General features: G+C 54.5%; 13 protein-coding genes and 4 tRNA genes. 12 read left to right on the forward strand and 5 right to left on the reverse strand.

Going from position 1 to position 15,883, the window contains the following annotated elements:
- Positions 1-189 precede the first annotated feature (189 nt).
- The 5 genes from thrP to OGV69_RS02095 all read left to right on the forward strand — a co-directional run bounded on the left by thrP (position 190) and on the right by OGV69_RS02095 (position 2,110).
- Positions 190-1,575, forward strand: coding sequence for a bifunctional threonine/serine APC transporter ThrP (gene thrP / locus OGV69_RS02075; RefSeq protein WP_038634533.1), 1,386 nt, complete (start codon positions 190-192; stop codon positions 1,573-1,575).
- A gap of 102 nt (positions 1,576-1,677) precedes the next feature.
- Positions 1,678-1,754, forward strand: a tRNA-Arg gene (locus tag OGV69_RS02080).
- A 56-nt stretch (positions 1,755-1,810) separates the two neighbouring features.
- Positions 1,811-1,886, forward strand: a tRNA-His gene (locus tag OGV69_RS02085).
- A gap of 20 nt (positions 1,887-1,906) precedes the next feature.
- Positions 1,907-1,992, forward strand: a tRNA-Leu gene (locus OGV69_RS02090).
- Between the two features lie 41 nt (positions 1,993-2,033).
- Positions 2,034-2,110 (forward strand) — tRNA-Pro (locus OGV69_RS02095).
- A 523-nt stretch (positions 2,111-2,633) separates the two neighbouring features.
- Here the strand turns inward: OGV69_RS02095 and hemY are convergent.
- The 4 genes from hemY to hemC are packed head-to-tail and all read right to left on the reverse strand — an operon-like array spanning position 2,634 to position 6,711.
- A complete protein-coding gene (hemY, locus tag OGV69_RS02100) occupies positions 2,634-3,833 on the reverse strand; it encodes a protoheme IX biogenesis protein HemY (protein ID WP_038634530.1) in 1,200 nt (399 codons plus the stop codon).
- 2 nt (positions 3,834-3,835) lie between these two features.
- A complete protein-coding gene (gene hemX, locus OGV69_RS02105) occupies positions 3,836-5,011 on the reverse strand; it encodes a uroporphyrinogen-III C-methyltransferase (protein ID WP_038634526.1) in 1,176 nt (391 codons plus the stop codon).
- Positions 5,012-5,032: 21 nt separating this feature from the next.
- Positions 5,033-5,773, reverse strand: a complete 741-nt coding sequence (gene hemD / locus OGV69_RS02110) for a uroporphyrinogen-III synthase (protein WP_038634523.1) — start codon at positions 5,771-5,773, stop codon at positions 5,033-5,035.
- Positions 5,770-6,711 carry a hydroxymethylbilane synthase gene (gene hemC, locus OGV69_RS02115; RefSeq protein ID WP_038634520.1) on the reverse strand — a complete coding sequence of 314 codons (942 nt, stop codon included), beginning with the start codon at positions 6,709-6,711 and terminating at the stop codon, positions 5,770-5,772. Before hemC ends, hemD begins: the two co-directional genes overlap by 4 nt.
- 394 nt (positions 6,712-7,105) lie before the next feature.
- On the opposite strand from hemC, the gene cyaA reads away from it, so the two are divergent.
- Positions 7,106-9,652 carry a class I adenylate cyclase gene (gene cyaA, locus OGV69_RS02120; RefSeq protein ID WP_286469047.1) on the forward strand — a complete coding sequence of 849 codons (2,547 nt, stop codon included), beginning with the start codon at positions 7,106-7,108 and terminating at the stop codon, positions 9,650-9,652.
- A 76-nt stretch (positions 9,653-9,728) separates the two neighbouring features.
- On the opposite strand, the gene cyaY is transcribed toward cyaA, so the two are convergent.
- A complete protein-coding gene (cyaY, locus tag OGV69_RS02125) occupies positions 9,729-10,049 on the reverse strand; it encodes an iron donor protein CyaY (RefSeq protein WP_038634515.1) in 321 nt (106 codons plus the stop codon).
- A gap of 138 nt (positions 10,050-10,187) precedes the next feature.
- Here cyaY and lptM point away from each other — a divergent pair, with 138 nt between their 5' ends.
- The 6 genes from lptM to uvrD all read left to right on the forward strand — a co-directional run bounded on the left by lptM (position 10,188) and on the right by uvrD (position 15,835).
- Complete coding sequence (gene lptM / locus OGV69_RS02130; protein WP_032940199.1) at positions 10,188-10,391, forward strand: LPS translocon maturation chaperone LptM; 204 nt, start codon at positions 10,188-10,190, stop codon at positions 10,389-10,391.
- A gap of 48 nt (positions 10,392-10,439) precedes the next feature.
- Positions 10,440-11,264, forward strand: coding sequence for a diaminopimelate epimerase (gene dapF / locus OGV69_RS02135; protein ID WP_038634512.1), 825 nt, complete (start codon positions 10,440-10,442; stop codon positions 11,262-11,264).
- Positions 11,261-11,968 carry a DUF484 domain-containing protein gene (locus tag OGV69_RS02140; RefSeq protein WP_069325087.1) on the forward strand — a complete coding sequence of 236 codons (708 nt, stop codon included), beginning with the start codon at positions 11,261-11,263 and terminating at the stop codon, positions 11,966-11,968. The genes dapF and OGV69_RS02140 overlap by 4 nt, the downstream gene beginning before the upstream one ends.
- Positions 11,965-12,867, forward strand: coding sequence for a tyrosine recombinase XerC (xerC, locus tag OGV69_RS02145; RefSeq protein ID WP_069325086.1), 903 nt, complete (start codon positions 11,965-11,967; stop codon positions 12,865-12,867). The genes OGV69_RS02140 and xerC overlap by 4 nt, the downstream gene beginning before the upstream one ends.
- Complete coding sequence (gene yigB / locus OGV69_RS02150; protein ID WP_069325085.1) at positions 12,867-13,583, forward strand: 5-amino-6-(5-phospho-D-ribitylamino)uracil phosphatase YigB; 717 nt, start codon at positions 12,867-12,869, stop codon at positions 13,581-13,583. Before xerC ends, yigB begins: the two co-directional genes overlap by 1 nt.
- Positions 13,584-13,672: 89 nt before the next feature.
- Positions 13,673-15,835 (forward strand): DNA helicase II, encoded by a 2,163-nt coding sequence (uvrD, locus tag OGV69_RS02155; RefSeq protein ID WP_038634502.1) that lies wholly within the window; start codon positions 13,673-13,675, stop codon positions 15,833-15,835.
- The last annotated feature ends 48 nt before the right edge of the window (positions 15,836-15,883 follow it).

Consider the following 15,883-nt stretch of genomic DNA (forward strand, 5'->3'; position numbering starts at 1 on the left):
TTTTTGAATGCTTTAATTGCCATTTAAGCGATTTTAGGAAACCATTCGCAACAATCATTACAGTGCCGTGGTGTTTTTGGCGCCAACCGTTAAGCGGTCGGTGCCGTATGGCCTGTTATGGAATAACAAGATGTACCCATAACGAGAACCGGTAATACCGGACAGCATGCAAACACATCAAGAGGATTTATGGCCGAGAACAAACCTGAGCTACAGCGTGGGCTGGAGGCTCGTCACATCGAATTAATTGCCCTTGGAGGCACTATTGGCGTCGGACTGTTTATGGGCGCCGCCAGTACCCTGAAATGGGCGGGGCCTTCGGTCCTGCTGGCGTATATTGTCGCGGGGCTGTTCGTCTTTTTCATTATGCGTTCCATGGGGGAGATGTTATTCCTCGAGCCGGTTGCCGGTTCATTCGCGGTTTACGCGCACCGTTACATGAGTCCCTTCTTTGGCTATCTCACCGCCTGGTCATACTGGTTTATGTGGATGGCGGTAGGGATATCAGAGATTACCGCCATCGGGGTGTACGTACAGTTCTGGTTCCCGGAAATGGCGCAATGGATACCCGCCCTGATTGCTGTCGGGCTGGTTGCGCTGGCAAACCTCGCTGCGGTTCGCCTGTATGGTGAAATTGAATTCTGGTTTGCCATGATCAAAGTGACCACCATCATTGTGATGATCGTTATTGGGTTAGGGGTCATTTTCTTCGGCTTTGGCAACGGTGGCCAGGCGATTGGCTTTGGCAACCTGACCGACCACGGCGGCTTCTTTGCCGGCGGCTGGAAGGGCTTCCTTACGGCATTGTGTATTGTCGTGGCTTCCTACCAGGGTGTAGAGCTGATCGGCATTACTGCGGGTGAGGCGAAGAACCCCCAGGTCACGCTGCGTAGCGCGGTGGGGAAGGTGCTGTGGCGTATCCTGATTTTCTACGTCGGCGCGATCTTTGTTATCGTCACTATTTTCCCGTGGAACGAGATTGGCAGCAACGGCAGCCCGTTTGTTCTCACCTTTGCCAAGATTGGTATTACCGCTGCGGCAGGGATTATTAACTTTGTGGTCCTGACGGCGGCGCTGTCTGGCTGTAACAGCGGCATGTACAGCTGTGGGCGTATGCTCTACGCGCTGGCAAAGAATCGCCAGCTACCAGCCGTTGTTGGAAAAGTCTCTCGCCATGGCGTGCCGGTTGCCGGTGTAGCGATTTCTATCGCGATCCTGCTGATTGGTTCGTGCCTGAACTACATCATTCCCAATCCGCAACGGGTGTTCGTTTATGTCTATAGTGCCAGTGTGTTGCCGGGGATGGTGCCGTGGTTTGTGATCCTGATAAGCCAGTTGCGTTTCCGTCAGGCGCATAAAGCGGCGATCGCCAGTCATCCTTTCCGCTCGATTCTGTTCCCGTGGGCGAATTATTTGACGATGGCGTTCCTGATTTGCGTATTAATCGGTATGTACTTTAATGAAGATACCCGAATGTCGCTGTTTGTTGGGATTATCTTCTTACTGGCTGTGACGCTCATTTATAAGGTTTTTGGTCTGAATCGTCATGGCACAGCCCATAAATTGCGGGAATAAGCGACAAAACGCACAAACCATGACCAAACGATAATTTATTTTAAAAAAGCACTAGACAGAAGACCGAGACCTCCGTAATATCCAGCCCCGCAACGGCGCTAAGCGCCCGTAGCTCAGCTGGATAGAGCGCTGCCCTCCGGAGGCAGAGGTCTCAGGTTCGAATCCTGTCGGGCGCACCATTTAGTTAGGTGCCGGAGCTGCGGTGGTTTTAATACCGCGTAAAAGATTTGCAGTGGTGGCTATAGCTCAGTTGGTAGAGCCCTGGATTGTGATTCCAGTTGTCGTGGGTTCGAATCCCATTAGCCACCCCATTAATTTAAAGTTGTGAAATGCGAAGGTGGCGGAATTGGTAGACGCGCTAGCTTCAGGTGTTAGTGTCCTTAGGATGTGGGGGTTCGAGTCCCCCCCCTCGCACCACGACTTAAAGAATTGAACTAAAAATTCAAAAAGCAGTAAAACGGCGAGTAGCGCAGCTTGGTAGCGCAACTGGTTTGGGACCAGTGGGTCGGAGGTTCGAATCCTCTCTCGCCGACCAATTTTGAACCCCGCTTCGGCGGGGTTTTTTGTTTTCTGATTTTCCCTCCTCAGCCTTTATTCCCGCGAATTACCTGATGTCTTAAAAAGTTCGAATCCGTAGTTTTTGCAGTGCAATCGTGGCATGCGTTGTGCAATAATATACGGGTAGATGCTCATTCCATCTCTTATGTTCGCCATCAGGCCTCATAAACTCAGGAATGATGCAGAGCCGTTTACGGTGCTTATCGTCCACAGACAGATGTCGCTCAGGCCTCATCAAACACCATGGACATAACGTTGAGTGAAGCACCCATTATGTTGTCATACAGACCTGTTTAACGCCTGCTCCTTACCGAGCGGGCGTTTTTTTATGCATATACACGTCATCCTTCAAGCTGCCTCTTTGTTGGCTACGTCTGCTCACCCCAGTCACTTACTTATGTAAGCTCTTGGGGATTCCCAGACTTGCCGCCTTGATGCATCTTGAATGATTTTGTGTATACAATTGCCCGGTAAGCGAAGCGCCACCGGGCAAGAGGGAATTACTGCGGGGGATTGTTGTTCTGCAGCGTCAACATCAGGCCATCACGGCGCATGGTGGCGGCTTCTTCCGGCTGATGCAGCCTGTCCAGCGCGTCAGCAAGCCAGGCGTAGTCGTAGGCGTCCGGGCGCTGTTTGAGCGCAGCACGGAAGGCGAGCGTGGCTTCCTGCCATTCGCCATGCTTCATTAACGATTGCCCCAACGTGCTCCACAGCAACGGGCGATCGCCAACGGCCTTAATCTGCTGGCGCAACACTTTTTCTATCTGTTCCGGGTTGTTGGTTTTCAGGCGCGGGATCGGCAGCACCAGACGGTCGTCATACTGACGTTTCAGACCGTCAATGATGACCTGCTGCGCCGTATCGTGATCGTCGCACTCAATCAGATGTTCAGCCATCGCGACCTGCAGGGCAACCTGATGACGGGTTTTACGGTTCTGGTTTTTCCACCACGTACGTAGCCCCTCACTGCCCTGATCGGCGCGAACCTGATCCATCAGACCCACCCATGCCTGTTGTTCCAGCATTGCGCGGTGCTCTTCATCACCCACATGCGCTTTAGCCATAGATGGAATGATATCCAGTAACGAACTCCATGCGCCGGTGCGAATGTAGGCTTGCTCAGCCAGACGCAGCACTTCCGGATGACGCGGCGTCACCTCCAGCAGCTTATCTACGCTGTGGCGCGCGGCGTGATTTTCATTACGCGCCAGTTGCAGACGAACGCGAGCGATTTCTACCGGGATCGTATCATTCCCGGCCAGTTCAGCTGCACGCTCAAGGTGTTGATTCGCACGCGCTTCATCGCCACGTTGCTGGGCCGCTTCTGCCGCCAGCAGGTAATTCACTACCGGTTGCTCAGCGTGATCGGCGTTTTTCGACATCAGCTTTTCAACCTGCTGATAATCGCCTTCTGCCAGCTTGAGCAGCGCTTGTTCAGTCTGCTTGCGGGCGCGGCGACGTTTACGGCCGACAAACCATCCGCGGGTATGCGCGCCGGTGCGGAAAATTCGGCGCAGCAGCCATTCAATCGCAAACAGGACGACCATCGCGACGATCAGGATGATCACCAGGCCCGTCACGCTGGTTTCAATGTTGTAATTATCGGTTTGGATCAGCACGTAGCCCTGATGACCGGCAATCATTGGACCAACGACGATCCCGGCAATCAACAGTACAAAGAGTAATAATACTTTTAGCATCATTATTCTCCTTGCGGCGCGGTTGCCGGGGTGTCTGCCGAAGGAGCAGGAGCGGCGGCAACCGGCGCTGTGACAGGCTGCGCCAGTAAATTACGCACGCGGGTCTGCATTAATTTGTCGAGAATAGCCTGGCTCTGCAGTGTTTCCGGCACATCCATACTGATGCTTTGTTGGCTCAGCTGGTCTACCTCTTCCAGGAAAGCTTTGGTGGTTGCATCGTCGGTATCGTAGTAGGCGCGTACCCAGGTGGAGACATTTTCCAGCGCCTGGCGGTATGTCTCTTCCTGATGACGCGGTACGGCCTGGGCGGCTACTAACAGGCGAGAACGAATGTTCTCACGTAAGTAAACGTCCTGGTTCGGCGCCAGCAGCGGGACGGCGGTTTCATCTCGTCGGCGAACAGTGATAAAGCTGTCCATAAAATTCTGCCAGCTTTTTTGCAGGTTGACGCGCCATTCACTAATTGAGCTGGACAGCTCGCTGCTGTCGGAGTCCATCGGTGAATCGTCGGTGTCGTTGTCGGCCAGACGCAGGTTATCAATCTGGTTAGAGAGCTGATTCACTTTCAGGATAATGCCGTCATAGTCGACCTGAGTTACCGCGGAGAGGCTCGCGATGTCGTCAGTAATCGCGCGACGGGCGGCAATTAAGCTCGGATCGTTCATATCCGCCAGACTGGCGTCGGCGCTTTTCAGCAGCGCCGCGGCGGTGGTAACGTCCTGATCGCTCCATAATTTACGACCAGCCAGTTTTACCAGAAAATCAGCCTGCGCCAGCAGCCATGTCCCAGCATCGCTGCCGGAGATAGTGGCGACTTTTTGCTGTACTTCATCAAGCTGTTTGACCAGCGCGGCTTGCTGGCGAGTGGCTTCATCAAGCTGCGTTGCCTGCTGTTTAATGATGCCTTCCAGCTCAGCTTTTTGGCTTTCTTGCGCTTTTTGCAGCGCCGTCAGCTGGTTCGCCAGCGCATCGCTGGTTGCCGTCTGCGTTGTTGCCTGCTGTTTCCCCCAGCCATACAGACCCACACCTGCTGCCAGCGCAATAGCAATCGCCACCGCGCTCAGAATCAGCGCCGTGCTGTTGTTACCCTTTTTTTCAGTATTGACTGGCTGTGCTGTGGTTTCCACGGCCTCCCTGGTCTCTTCAACCACGGCGGAGGATTTTTCTTGTTCCGTCATTATGGCATCCCATTATGAGAGTTATTGTAATGCGCGTAGTAGCGCATCGTTGTCGGCGTTATCAGCGACCTTAATATCTTGCCAGCCCAGTTCCCGGGCGAGGTGCGCCAGACGCTCACTGACGACCAGCAGCCGACAGCGTAGTAACCAGTGCTCACGATACCACTGCGGAATGAGCGACCAGAGCTGTTGTAACATCTCACCGCTGGTGACCACCACCGTGGTCACGCCGCGAGATTGCCAGCGCATTGCTTCTTCCGCACCATCGTAATTTTTTGCACTGCGTTGATAACATTCACAAAAATCAACATCGGCTCCGCGCGCCGTCAGGGTTTCACCTATCAGTTCCCGACCGCCGTTACCGCGTAAAATAAGCGCGCGTTTTCCCGCAATATTTTGTAATTCAGGTAATTGTAGCAAGACTTCGCTGATTTCCCGATCCAGAGGATAGTGAATATTGCAGCCGCTAACAGTATGCAGCGCCAGCGCCGTTGTACGACCAATGGCAAAATAATGCGGAAGGGAAGGCCAGCTTTTCCCTTGTTGCTGAAGTTCGGCATCGGCAAAGGTGACAGCGTGCTGCGAGAGGGCAAAAACCAGATCGTTATCCGTCAGCGCCAACAGTCGGGAGGCGAGTGTTGCCAGTTCCCGACCCGGGGAAAACTCGATGAGCGGAAAACTCCAGGCCACCTGCCCCAGTGTGCGCAGACGGCTCACTAACTCTTCCCCTGCGGGAGACGGGCGGGTGACCAGAATACTCATGCGGGTGCTTCTCCGTTATAAACTTCAGCCAGAATGGCGCGCGCACCATTCTCCAGGAGCTCTTCTGCCAGAGAGATGCCCATCTGTTCAGCATCCTGCGCGGCGCCGCGACGTTCCCCGCATACCATCTGCGATCCGTCAGGCGCGCCGACCAGCGCGCGTAGCCAAATCTCACCGTTGATGAGTTCGGCATAACTGCCGATAGGCACCTGACATCCCCCTTCGAGGCGAGTGTTCATGGCGCGTTCGGCTGTTACACGTAGCGCGGTCTCTTCGTGGTTGAGCGGCGCTAACAATGCCTGAGTACGCATATCGTCCAGTCGGCACTCTATGCCGACGGCGCCTTGCCCGACTGCGGGCAGGGAGACTTCCGGCGGCAGTGCGGTACGGACTCGCGACTCAAGCCCTAAACGTTTTAACCCGGCGACCGCCAGAATAATGGCGTCATAATCGCCGTTATCCAATTTGCCGAGACGCGTACCGACGTTGCCGCGCAGCGAACGGATGACGAGATCCGGGCGACGCTTTGCCAACTGGCACTGGCGACGCAAACTGGATGTCCCGACAATACTACCTGCGGGAAGGTCATCCAACGTGTTGTACTTATTTGAGACGAAAGCATCACGCGGATCCTCTCGCTCGCAAATGGTGACCAGTCCAAGACCGTCAGGGAATTCAACCGGCACATCCTTCATGGAATGCACGGCGATATCGGCGCGTTTTTCCAGCAGCGCGACTTCCAGCTCTTTAACAAACAACCCTTTCCCTCCGACCTTTGCCAGCGGGGTATCAAGGATCACATCGCCACGGGTTACCATAGGAACCAGTTCCACGATCAGACCGGGGTGATTTGCCATTAAGGCGTCTTTGACATAATGTGCCTGCCAGAGCGCAAGGGGGCTTTGGCGTGTGGCAATTCTCAAAACATTGTCTAACATGCTTGTTACCGTCATTATCAATCATTGACCATCCTAACATCCTTATCAAAGGGATGTCAGCGTTACGCTCAAACGTAAGTGAGAGGAAAAGCTGCTGCATCATCAGTGGCAGTGAATAATGACGAGAAACCTTCCGACCGTATGAAGGAATTTACACGTAACGAACGGTGCTACACTTGTATGTAGCGCATCTTTCTTTACGGTCAATGAGCAAGGTGTTAAATTGATCACGTTTTAGACCATTTTTTCGGCTGTACCGCACAAAAAAATACGGGCGAAAAACAGGTAACGGTTATTTTTGACATACGGTTTATCCGAATTGATGACGATTATTGTGAGCGCTTGCGCCGCAGTAATCGACAGCATGACGGATAGTAACATCAGGCGATACGTCTTGTACCTCTATATTGAGACTCTGAAACAGAGACTGGATGCCATAAATCAACTGCGTGTGGATCGCGCGCTTGCTGCCATGGGACCTGCTTTCCAGCAGGTATACAGTCTGCTGCCGACATTATTGCACTACCACCACCCTCTGATGCCGGGTTACCTCGATGGTAACGTTCCCAAAGGCATATGCTTTTACACGCCTGATGAAACCCAACGCCACTACCTCAATGAACTCGAACTGTACCGCGGTATGTCACCGCAGGAACCTCCCAAGGGCGAACTGCCGATCACCGGCGTCTACTCAATGGGCAGCACCTCTTCGGTAGGGCAAAGCTGTTCTTCCGACCTCGATATCTGGGTCTGCCACCAATCCTGGCTGGATAGCGAAGAGCGCCAGCTGTTGCAGCGTAAATGTAGCCTGCTCGAAAGCTGGGCCGCTTCGCTGGGCGTGGAAGTCAGTTTCTTCCTGATTGATGAAAACCGTTTCCGTCACAATGAAAGCGGCAGTCTTGGTGGTGAAGACTGTGGCTCGACGCAGCATATCCTGTTGCTTGATGAATTCTATCGCACCGCTGTGCGCCTCGCGGGCAAACGTATTCTGTGGAATATGGTGCCGGGCGACGAAGAAGAGCATTACGACGATTACGTCATGAAGCTCTACGCGCAGGGCGTATTAACGCCAAACGAATGGCTGGATCTCGGCGGACTCAGTTCGCTCTCCGCCGAAGAGTACTTTGGCGCCAGCCTCTGGCAGTTATACAAAAGTATCGATTCCCCGTACAAAGCGGTGCTGAAGACGCTGCTGCTGGAAGCCTACTCCTGGGAATATCCCAATCCTCGCCTGTTGGCGAAAGACATTAAACAGCGCCTGCACGATGGCGAGATCGTCTCTTTTGGTCTCGATCCCTACTGCATGATGCTGGAGCGTGTGACCGAATATCTCACGGCGATCGAAGACCCGACGCGCCTGGATTTAGTGCGTCGATGTTTCTACTTAAAAGTGTGTGAGAAACTGAGCCGCGAGCGCGCCTGCGTGGGCTGGCGTCGTGAAGTATTAAGTCAGTTAGTGCAAGAATGGGGCTGGGACGAAGCCCGTCTGACAATGCTGGATAACCGCGCTAACTGGAAGATTGATCAGGTACGTGAAGCGCATAACGAACTGCTTGATGCGATGATGCAGAGCTATCGTAATCTGATCCGCTTTGCGCGGCGCAATAACCTCAGCGTTAGCGCCAGTCCGCAGGATATCGGCGTGCTGACCCGTAAGCTGTATGCCGCGTTTGAAGCGTTGCCGGGTAAGGTAACGCTGGTGAACCCGCAAATATCTCCGGACCTCTCAGAACCGAACCTGACCTTTATCCATGTGCCGCCGGGCCGCGCCAACCGTTCGGGTTGGTATCTCTACAACCGCGCGCCAAATATGGATTCGATCATCAGCCATCAGCCACTGGAATATAACCGCTACCTTAACAAGCTGGTGGCGTGGGCCTGGTTCAACGGTCTGCTGACATCGCGTACGCATTTGTTTATTAAGGGCAACGGTATTGTCGATTTGCCGAAGCTGCAGGAGATGGTCGCCGATGTATCGCACCACTTCCCGCTGCGCCTGCCGGCACCAACGCCGAAAGCGCTCTACAGTCCGTGCGAAATTCGCCATCTGGCGATTATCGTTAACCTTGAATATGACCCGACGACCGCATTCCGTAATCAGGTGGTGCATTTTGATTTCCGTAAGTTGGACGTCTTCAGCTTTGGCGAAGAGCAAAATTGCCTGGTAGGGAGCGTCGACCTGCTGTACCGCAACTCGTGGAATGAAGTACGTACGCTGCACTTCAACGGCGAGCAGGCGATGATTGAAGCGTTAAAAACGATTCTGGGCAAAATGCACCAGGATGCCGCGCCGCCGGATAGCGTCGAAGTGTTCTGCTACAGCCAGCATCTGCGTGGGTTAATCCGTACCCGCGTGCAGCAACTGGTTTCTGAGTGTATCCAGCTGCGCCTTTCCAGTACCCGCCAGGAAACCGGGCGTTTCAAAGCGCTGCGCGTGTCTGGTCAGACGTGGGGACTGTTCTTCGAGCGTCTGAACGTATCGGTACAGAAACTGGAAAACGCCATCGAATTCTATGGGGCGATTTCACACAACAAACTGCACGGCCTTTCCGTCCAGGTTGAAACGAACCACGTGAAACTCCCGTCGGTGGTGGATGGCTTTGCCAGTGAAGGGATCATTCAGTTCTTTTTCGAAGAAACGGGCGATGAGCAGGGCTTTAATATTTATATACTGGATGAGAGTAACCGTGCGGAGGTGTATCACCACTGCGAGGGAAGCAAAGAAGAGCTGGTACGTGATGTCAGCCGCTTCTATTCATCGTCGCACGATCGCTTTACCTACGGCTCCAGCTTCATCAACTTTAACCTGCCGCAGTTCTATCAGATTGTGAAAACCGACGGACGTGCGCAGGTGATTCCGTTCCGTACCCAGCCGCTCAACCCAGTCCCGCCAGCTAATCAGGATAACGACACGCCGATGTTGCAGCAGTATTTCTCCTGAGGCTTTTCGCCCGGTGGCGGCTACGCCTTACCGGGCCTACTGTAGGCCGGATAAGCAAAGCGTATCCGGCAAAAAATCAACGGAAGCTCACCTCTTCACCCGACTGCTGCGTTGCCGCCTGCTCCAGCAAATCCCAGAACGTTTCGCCGCTACGGTCGCAGATCCACTCGTCGCCTTTCAGGTCAAAGTGGTAGCCGCCTTGTTTGGTTGCCAGCCACACCTGGTGCAGCGGCTCCTGACGGTTAATAATGATTTTGCTGCCGTTTTCGAAGCTGATGGTCAGCACGCCGCCGTTGATCTCACAATCGATATCGCTGTCGCCGTCCCAGTCATCCAGACGCTCCTCAATGGTCATCCACAGGGTGTCGGCAAGGCGATGAAATTCACTGTCGTTCATTTTCTTATCCTGTTTTTCGTGATGATGGCAGTATAACCTGAAACAAAACGCGTTGCAGATTACAGGCTAACTCTTGCTTTTACGCCTTCTCCTGCGATGATAGAAAACAGAAAGCATGAACTTTACAGGCAATCCATAATGAAAAACGTGTTAAAGCCACTCGCTGTCATTTTAACTCTGTTCAGCCTGACGGGGTGTGGGCTAAAAGGCCCGCTCTATTTCCCGCCAGCAGATAAAACCGCGCCGCCTCCGACCAAGAGCGTTCAGCCGCAATCGCAATCCACCACGCCTGAGAAAAACGATCGTGGGATTAGCGACGGCCCTTCTCAGGTGAATTACTGACGGCAGGAATAGATTTACATTTCTGTACCCGCGTGAACGGAGTGAATGATGCAATTCTCTAAAATGCATGGCCTTGGCAACGATTTTATGGTCGTCGACGCGGTAACGCAGAATGTCTTTTTCTCACCAGAGCTGATCCGCCGCCTGTCCGACAGGCATCTCGGCGTTGGGTTTGATCAGTTGCTGGTGGTTGAACCTCCGTATGATCCGGAGCTGGATTTCCACTACCGTATTTTTAATGCCGACGGCAGTGAAGTGTCACAGTGTGGCAATGGCGCCCGTTGTTTTGCTCGCTTTGTTCGCCTGAAAGGGCTGACCAATAAACGTGATATTCGCGTCAGTACCGCGAATGGTCGTATGGTGTTAACCGTAACCGACGACGAACTGGTGCGGGTGAATATGGGGGAACCCAACTTTGAACCTTCGCAGGTTCCGTTTCGCGCCAACAAAGCAGAGAAGACCTATATTATGCGCGCGGCCGAACAGACAATATTGTGCGGCGTGGTTTCAATGGGGAACCCGCACTGCGTGATTCAGGTTGATGATGTTGATACGGCCACGGTGGAAACGCTGGGACCGGTGCTGGAAAGCCACGAACGCTTTCCTGAACGCGCCAACATCGGCTTTATGCAGGTGGTAAAGCGCGAGCATATCCGGCTGCGCGTCTATGAACGCGGGGCGGGTGAAACGCAGGCCTGCGGCAGCGGAGCGTGCGCCGCTGTTGCGGTAGGTATTCAGCAGGGCCTGCTGGCAGAAGAGGTGAGGGTGGAGTTACCTGGCGGTCGACTTGATATCGCCTGGAAAGGTCCGGGTCATCCGCTGTATATGACTGGCCCGGCGGCACATGTCTACGACGGATTTATTCACTTATGAAGCAACCAGGGGAAGAACTACAGGAAACGCTCATGGAGCTCGACGATCGGGCGGTCGTCGATTACCTGCAACGTAATCCTGAGTTTTTTATCCGTAATGCCCGGGCAGTTGAAGCGATGCGCGTCCCACACCCTGTGCGGGGCACGATCTCTTTAGTTGAATGGCATATGGCGCGGGCACGTAATCATATTAATGTGCTTGAAGAGAACATGGCGTTATTGATGGAACAAGCCAACGCCAATGAAAGCCTGTTCTATCGTCTGCTAAATCTGCAAAGTCGCCTGGTGTCGGCCAGCAGTCTTGACGATATGCTGATGCGATTTCATCGCTGGGCGCGTGAGCTGGGGCTGGCCGGCGCGACGGTGCGTCTGTTTCCGGACCGGTGGCGACTTGGCGCGCCATCCAAATTTACGCATCTGGCATTAAGCCGTCAGACCTTTGAACCGTTGCGTATTCAGCGTCTGGGACAGTCGCAGCACTATCTTGGGCCACTCAATGGTCCGGAATTGCTGGTTATGATGCCGGAGGCGAAAGCGATAGGCTCGGTGGCGATGTCGATGCTGGGGCAAGATGGTTCCCTGGGCGTGATGCTGTTCAGCAGCCGTGACGTTAACCATTACCAGCAGGGGCAAGGTACACAATTACTGCAAGAAATCTCGCTGATGTTGCCGGAGCTGCTGGAGCGCTGGATTGAACGCGTATGACCGATTCACCCCTTTCTCAGGATGTGGCGCGCTTTTTGCGCTATCTGGGCGTTGAGCGCCAGCTTAGCCCGATCACGCTACTCAATTATCAGCGTCAGCTTGATGCCATCATCACGTTAGCCGGAGAAACCGGTCTGCAAAGCTGGCAACAATGTGACGCTGCAATGGTACGCAGCTTTGCTGTGCGCAGCCGTCGAAAAGGGCTGGGAGCGGCGAGTCTGGCATTGCGTCTCTCCGCACTACGCAGTTTCTTCGACTGGCTGGTTAATCAGGGCGAGCTGAAAGCCAACCCGGCAAAAAGCGTTTCCGCGCCGAAAGCGCCACGCCACTTACCTAAAAATATCGACGTCGATGATGTTAATCGTCTGCTGGATATCGATCTCAACGATCCCCTTGCCGTGCGCGACCGGGCGATGCTGGAAGTGATGTACGGCGCGGGACTGCGTTTATCTGAACTGGTTGGGCTGGATATTAAACATCTCGATCTCGACACCGGCGAAGTGTGGGTGATGGGCAAGGGGAGTAAAGAACGTCGTCTGCCGATCGGCCGCAATGCGGTGGCGTGGATTGAGCACTGGCTGGATCTGCGCGGTTTATTTGGCGGGGATGACGATGCGTTGTTCCTGTCTAAACTGGGCAAGCGCATCTCTGCGCGTAACGTGCAGAAACGCTTTGCGGAATGGGGTATCAAACAGGGGCTGAACAGCCACGTCCATCCCCACAAATTGCGCCACTCTTTTGCGACGCATATGCTGGAGTCGAGCGGCGATCTGCGCGGAGTGCAGGAGTTATTGGGTCATGCCAATCTCTCCACTACTCAAATCTATACCCATCTTGATTTTCAACACCTGGCTTCAGTGTACGATGCGGCGCATCCGCGCGCCAAACGGGGGAAATAATGCGTTTTTACCGGCCTTTGGGGCGTATTTCTGCGCTCACCTTTGACCTTGATGACACCCTTTACGATAACCGTCCCGTTATCACACGCACCGAGCAGGAAGCGCTCGCGTTTGTACAGAATTATCATCCGGCGTTGAATTCGCTGCAAAATAGCGACCTGCAGCGCTTACGTCAGGCCGTTCGTGACGCCGAGCCGGAAATCTACCACGACGTTACCCAATGGCGCCACCGCGCCGTAGAGCGCGCTATGCTGGAGGCAGGTCTGTCAGCGGCAGAAGCCTTGATGGGGGCGAATGCGGCGATGATGAATTTCGCCAAATGGCGTAGCCGCATTGATGTTCCGCAGGCGACGCATGACACGCTGAAGGCGCTGGCCCGCAAATGGCCGCTGGTGGCGATCACCAATGGTAACGCGCAGCCGGAACTGTTTGGTCTGGGTGATTATTTTGAGTTTGTGCTGCGCGCCGGTCCCGACGGGCGCTCAAAACCGTTCAGCGACATGTACGCGCTGGCGGCGGAAAAACTGAAAATGCCGGTAGGTGAAATTCTGCATGTGGGTGATGATCTGACGACAGACGTTGCAGGCGCTATTCGTTGTGGTATGCAGGCTTGTTGGATCAAACCGGAAAATGCCGACCTGATGCAAACCGCAGACAGCCGTTTGCTGCCGCATATTGAAATTTCACAGTTGGCATCTCTGACCTCGCTGATATAATCACCAGCAGAACTCTGTATATATACCCAGCTTTTTTGGCGGATGGCGCTACGCTTCTCCGCCTTACCTACTTTTACGCGGCGGTGCCAATGGACGTTTCTTACCTGCTCGACAGCCTTAATGATAAACAGCGTGAAGCGGTGGCCGCGCCACGCAGCAACATGCTGGTTCTGGCAGGCGCGGGGAGTGGTAAAACTCGCGTACTGGTGCATCGTATCGCCTGGTTACTGACGGTAGAGAACAACTCGCCGTACTCCATTATGGCGGTGACCTTTACCAACAAAGCGGCGGCGGAAATGCGCCACCGTATTGGTCAGATCATGGGAACCAGCCAGGGCGGAATGTGGGTGGGGACCTTTCACGGCCTGGCGCACCGTCTGTTGCGCGCGCACCATATGGATGCCAACCTGCCGCAGGATTTCCAGATCCTCGACAGCGAGGACCAACTGCGTCTGCTCAAGCGCCTGATCAAAGCGATGAACCTTGACGAAAAGCAGTGGCCGCCGCGTCAGGCAATGTGGTTTATCAACAGCCAGAAAGATGAAGGGCTGCGCCCGCACCATCTGCAAAGCTACGGCAACCCGGTCGAACAGACCTGGCAGAAGGTCTATCAGGCTTATCAGGAAGCCTGCGATCGCGCGGGGCTGGTGGATTTCGCCGAACTGCTGCTGCGCGCCCATGAACTGTGGCTCAACAAGCCGCACATTCTGCAGCACTACCGCGAACGCTTTACCAATATCCTGGTGGACGAATTCCAGGATACCAACAACATTCAGTACGCCTGGATCCGTCTGCTGGCGGGCGACACCGGCAAGGTGATGATCGTGGGCGATGATGACCAGTCGATCTACGGCTGGCGCGGCGCGCAGGTGGAGAACATTCAGCGCTTCCTCAATGATTTCCCGGGCGCAGAAACCATTCGTCTGGAGCAGAACTACCGTTCGACCAACAATATTCTTAGCGCAGCTAACGCCCTGATTGAAAATAACAACGGGCGCCTGGGTAAAAAACTGTGGACCGACGGCGTCGACGGCGAGCCGATCTCGCTGTATTGCGCCTTCAACGAACTTGATGAAGCGCGCTTCGTGGTCAATCGCATCAAAACCTGGCAGGACAACGGCGGCGCGCTGGAACAGTGCGCGATTCTGTATCGTAGCAACGCCCAGTCACGCGTGTTGGAAGAAGCCTTACTACAGGCCAGCATGCCGTATCGTATCTATGGCGGTATGCGCTTCTTTGAACGTCAGGAAATTAAAGACGCGCTCTCCTACCTGCGTCTGATCGCTAACCGCAATGACGATGCCGCGTTTGAGCGTGTGGTGAATACGCCAACGCGCGGGATTGGCGATCGTACTTTAGATGTCGTGCGCCAGACTTCCCGTGACCGCCAGCTAACGCTGTGGCAGGCCTGTCGTGAACTGCTGCAGGAAAAAGCCCTGGCCGGTCGCGCCGCCAGCGCCTTACAGCGCTTTATGGAACTGATTGACGCGCTGGCGCAAGAGACCGCTGATATGCCGCTGCACGTGCAGACTGACCGGGTGATTAAAGATTCCGGCCTGCGCATGATGTACGAGCAGGAAAAAGGCGAGAAGGGTCAGACGCGTATCGAAAACTTAGACGAACTGGTGACGGCAACGCGCCAGTTCAGCTACAACGAAGAAGACGAAGACTTAATGCCGCTGCAGGCGTTCCTCTCCCACGCCGCGCTGGAAGCAGGCGAAGGGCAAGCGGATACCTGGCAGGACGCGGTACAGCTGATGACCCTGCACTCGGCGAAAGGGCTGGAGTTCCCGCAGGTATTTATCGTGGGTATGGAAGAAGGCATGTTCCCGAGCCAGATGTCGCTGGATGAAGGCGGCCGTCTCGAAGAAGAACGTCGCCTGGCCTATGTCGGCGTCACCCGCGCGATGCAGAAACTGACGCTCACCTACGCCGAAACGCGTCGTTTGTACGGTAAAGAGGTTTACCATCGTCCGTCGCGCTTTATCGGCGAACTGCCGGAAGCGTGCGTTGAAGAGGTGCGTCTGCGCGCCACGGTTAGCCGTCCGGTGAGCCATCAGCGGATGGGCACGCCAATGGCGGAAAACGATACCGGCTACAAACTTGGCCAGCGGGTACGCCACGCGAAGTTCGGCGAGGGCACCATCGTCAACCTCGAAGGTAGCGGTGAGCACAGTCGTTTGCAGGTCGCGTTCCAGGGGCAGGGCATTAAATGGCTGGTGGCGGCTTACGCCAGACTGGAAACGGTGTGATCGCCTGATGTCGTTGCGCGTATCAGATCTACTGACCGGGTAACATTT

It is taken from the genome of Citrobacter sp. Cc139 (assembly GCF_030334645.1).
Taxonomy (GTDB): Bacteria; Pseudomonadota; Gammaproteobacteria; order Enterobacterales; family Enterobacteriaceae; genus Citrobacter; species Citrobacter werkmanii.

Coding starts and splice junctions, on each gene's coding strand:
- thrP (WP_038634533.1), top strand. CDS start 190: ATGGCCGAGAACAAACCTGAGCTACAGCGTGGGCTGGAGGCTCGTCAC.
- hemY (WP_038634530.1), bottom strand. CDS start 3,833: ATGCTAAAAGTATTATTACTCTTTGTACTGTTGATTGCCGGGATCGTC.
- hemX (WP_038634526.1), bottom strand. CDS start 5,011: ATGACGGAACAAGAAAAATCCTCCGCCGTGGTTGAAGAGACCAGGGAG.
- hemD (WP_038634523.1), bottom strand. CDS start 5,773: ATGAGTATTCTGGTCACCCGCCCGTCTCCCGCAGGGGAAGAGTTAGTG.
- hemC (WP_038634520.1), bottom strand. CDS start 6,711: ATGTTAGACAATGTTTTGAGAATTGCCACACGCCAAAGCCCCCTTGCG.
- cyaY (WP_038634515.1), bottom strand. CDS start 10,049: ATGAACGACAGTGAATTTCATCGCCTTGCCGACACCCTGTGGATGACC.
- lptM (WP_032940199.1), top strand. CDS start 10,188: ATGAAAAACGTGTTAAAGCCACTCGCTGTCATTTTAACTCTGTTCAGC.
- dapF (WP_038634512.1), top strand. CDS start 10,440: ATGCAATTCTCTAAAATGCATGGCCTTGGCAACGATTTTATGGTCGTC.
- OGV69_RS02140 (WP_069325087.1), top strand. CDS start 11,261: ATGAAGCAACCAGGGGAAGAACTACAGGAAACGCTCATGGAGCTCGAC.
- xerC (WP_069325086.1), top strand. CDS start 11,965: ATGACCGATTCACCCCTTTCTCAGGATGTGGCGCGCTTTTTGCGCTAT.
- yigB (WP_069325085.1), top strand. CDS start 12,867: ATGCGTTTTTACCGGCCTTTGGGGCGTATTTCTGCGCTCACCTTTGAC.
- uvrD (WP_038634502.1), top strand. CDS start 13,673: ATGGACGTTTCTTACCTGCTCGACAGCCTTAATGATAAACAGCGTGAA.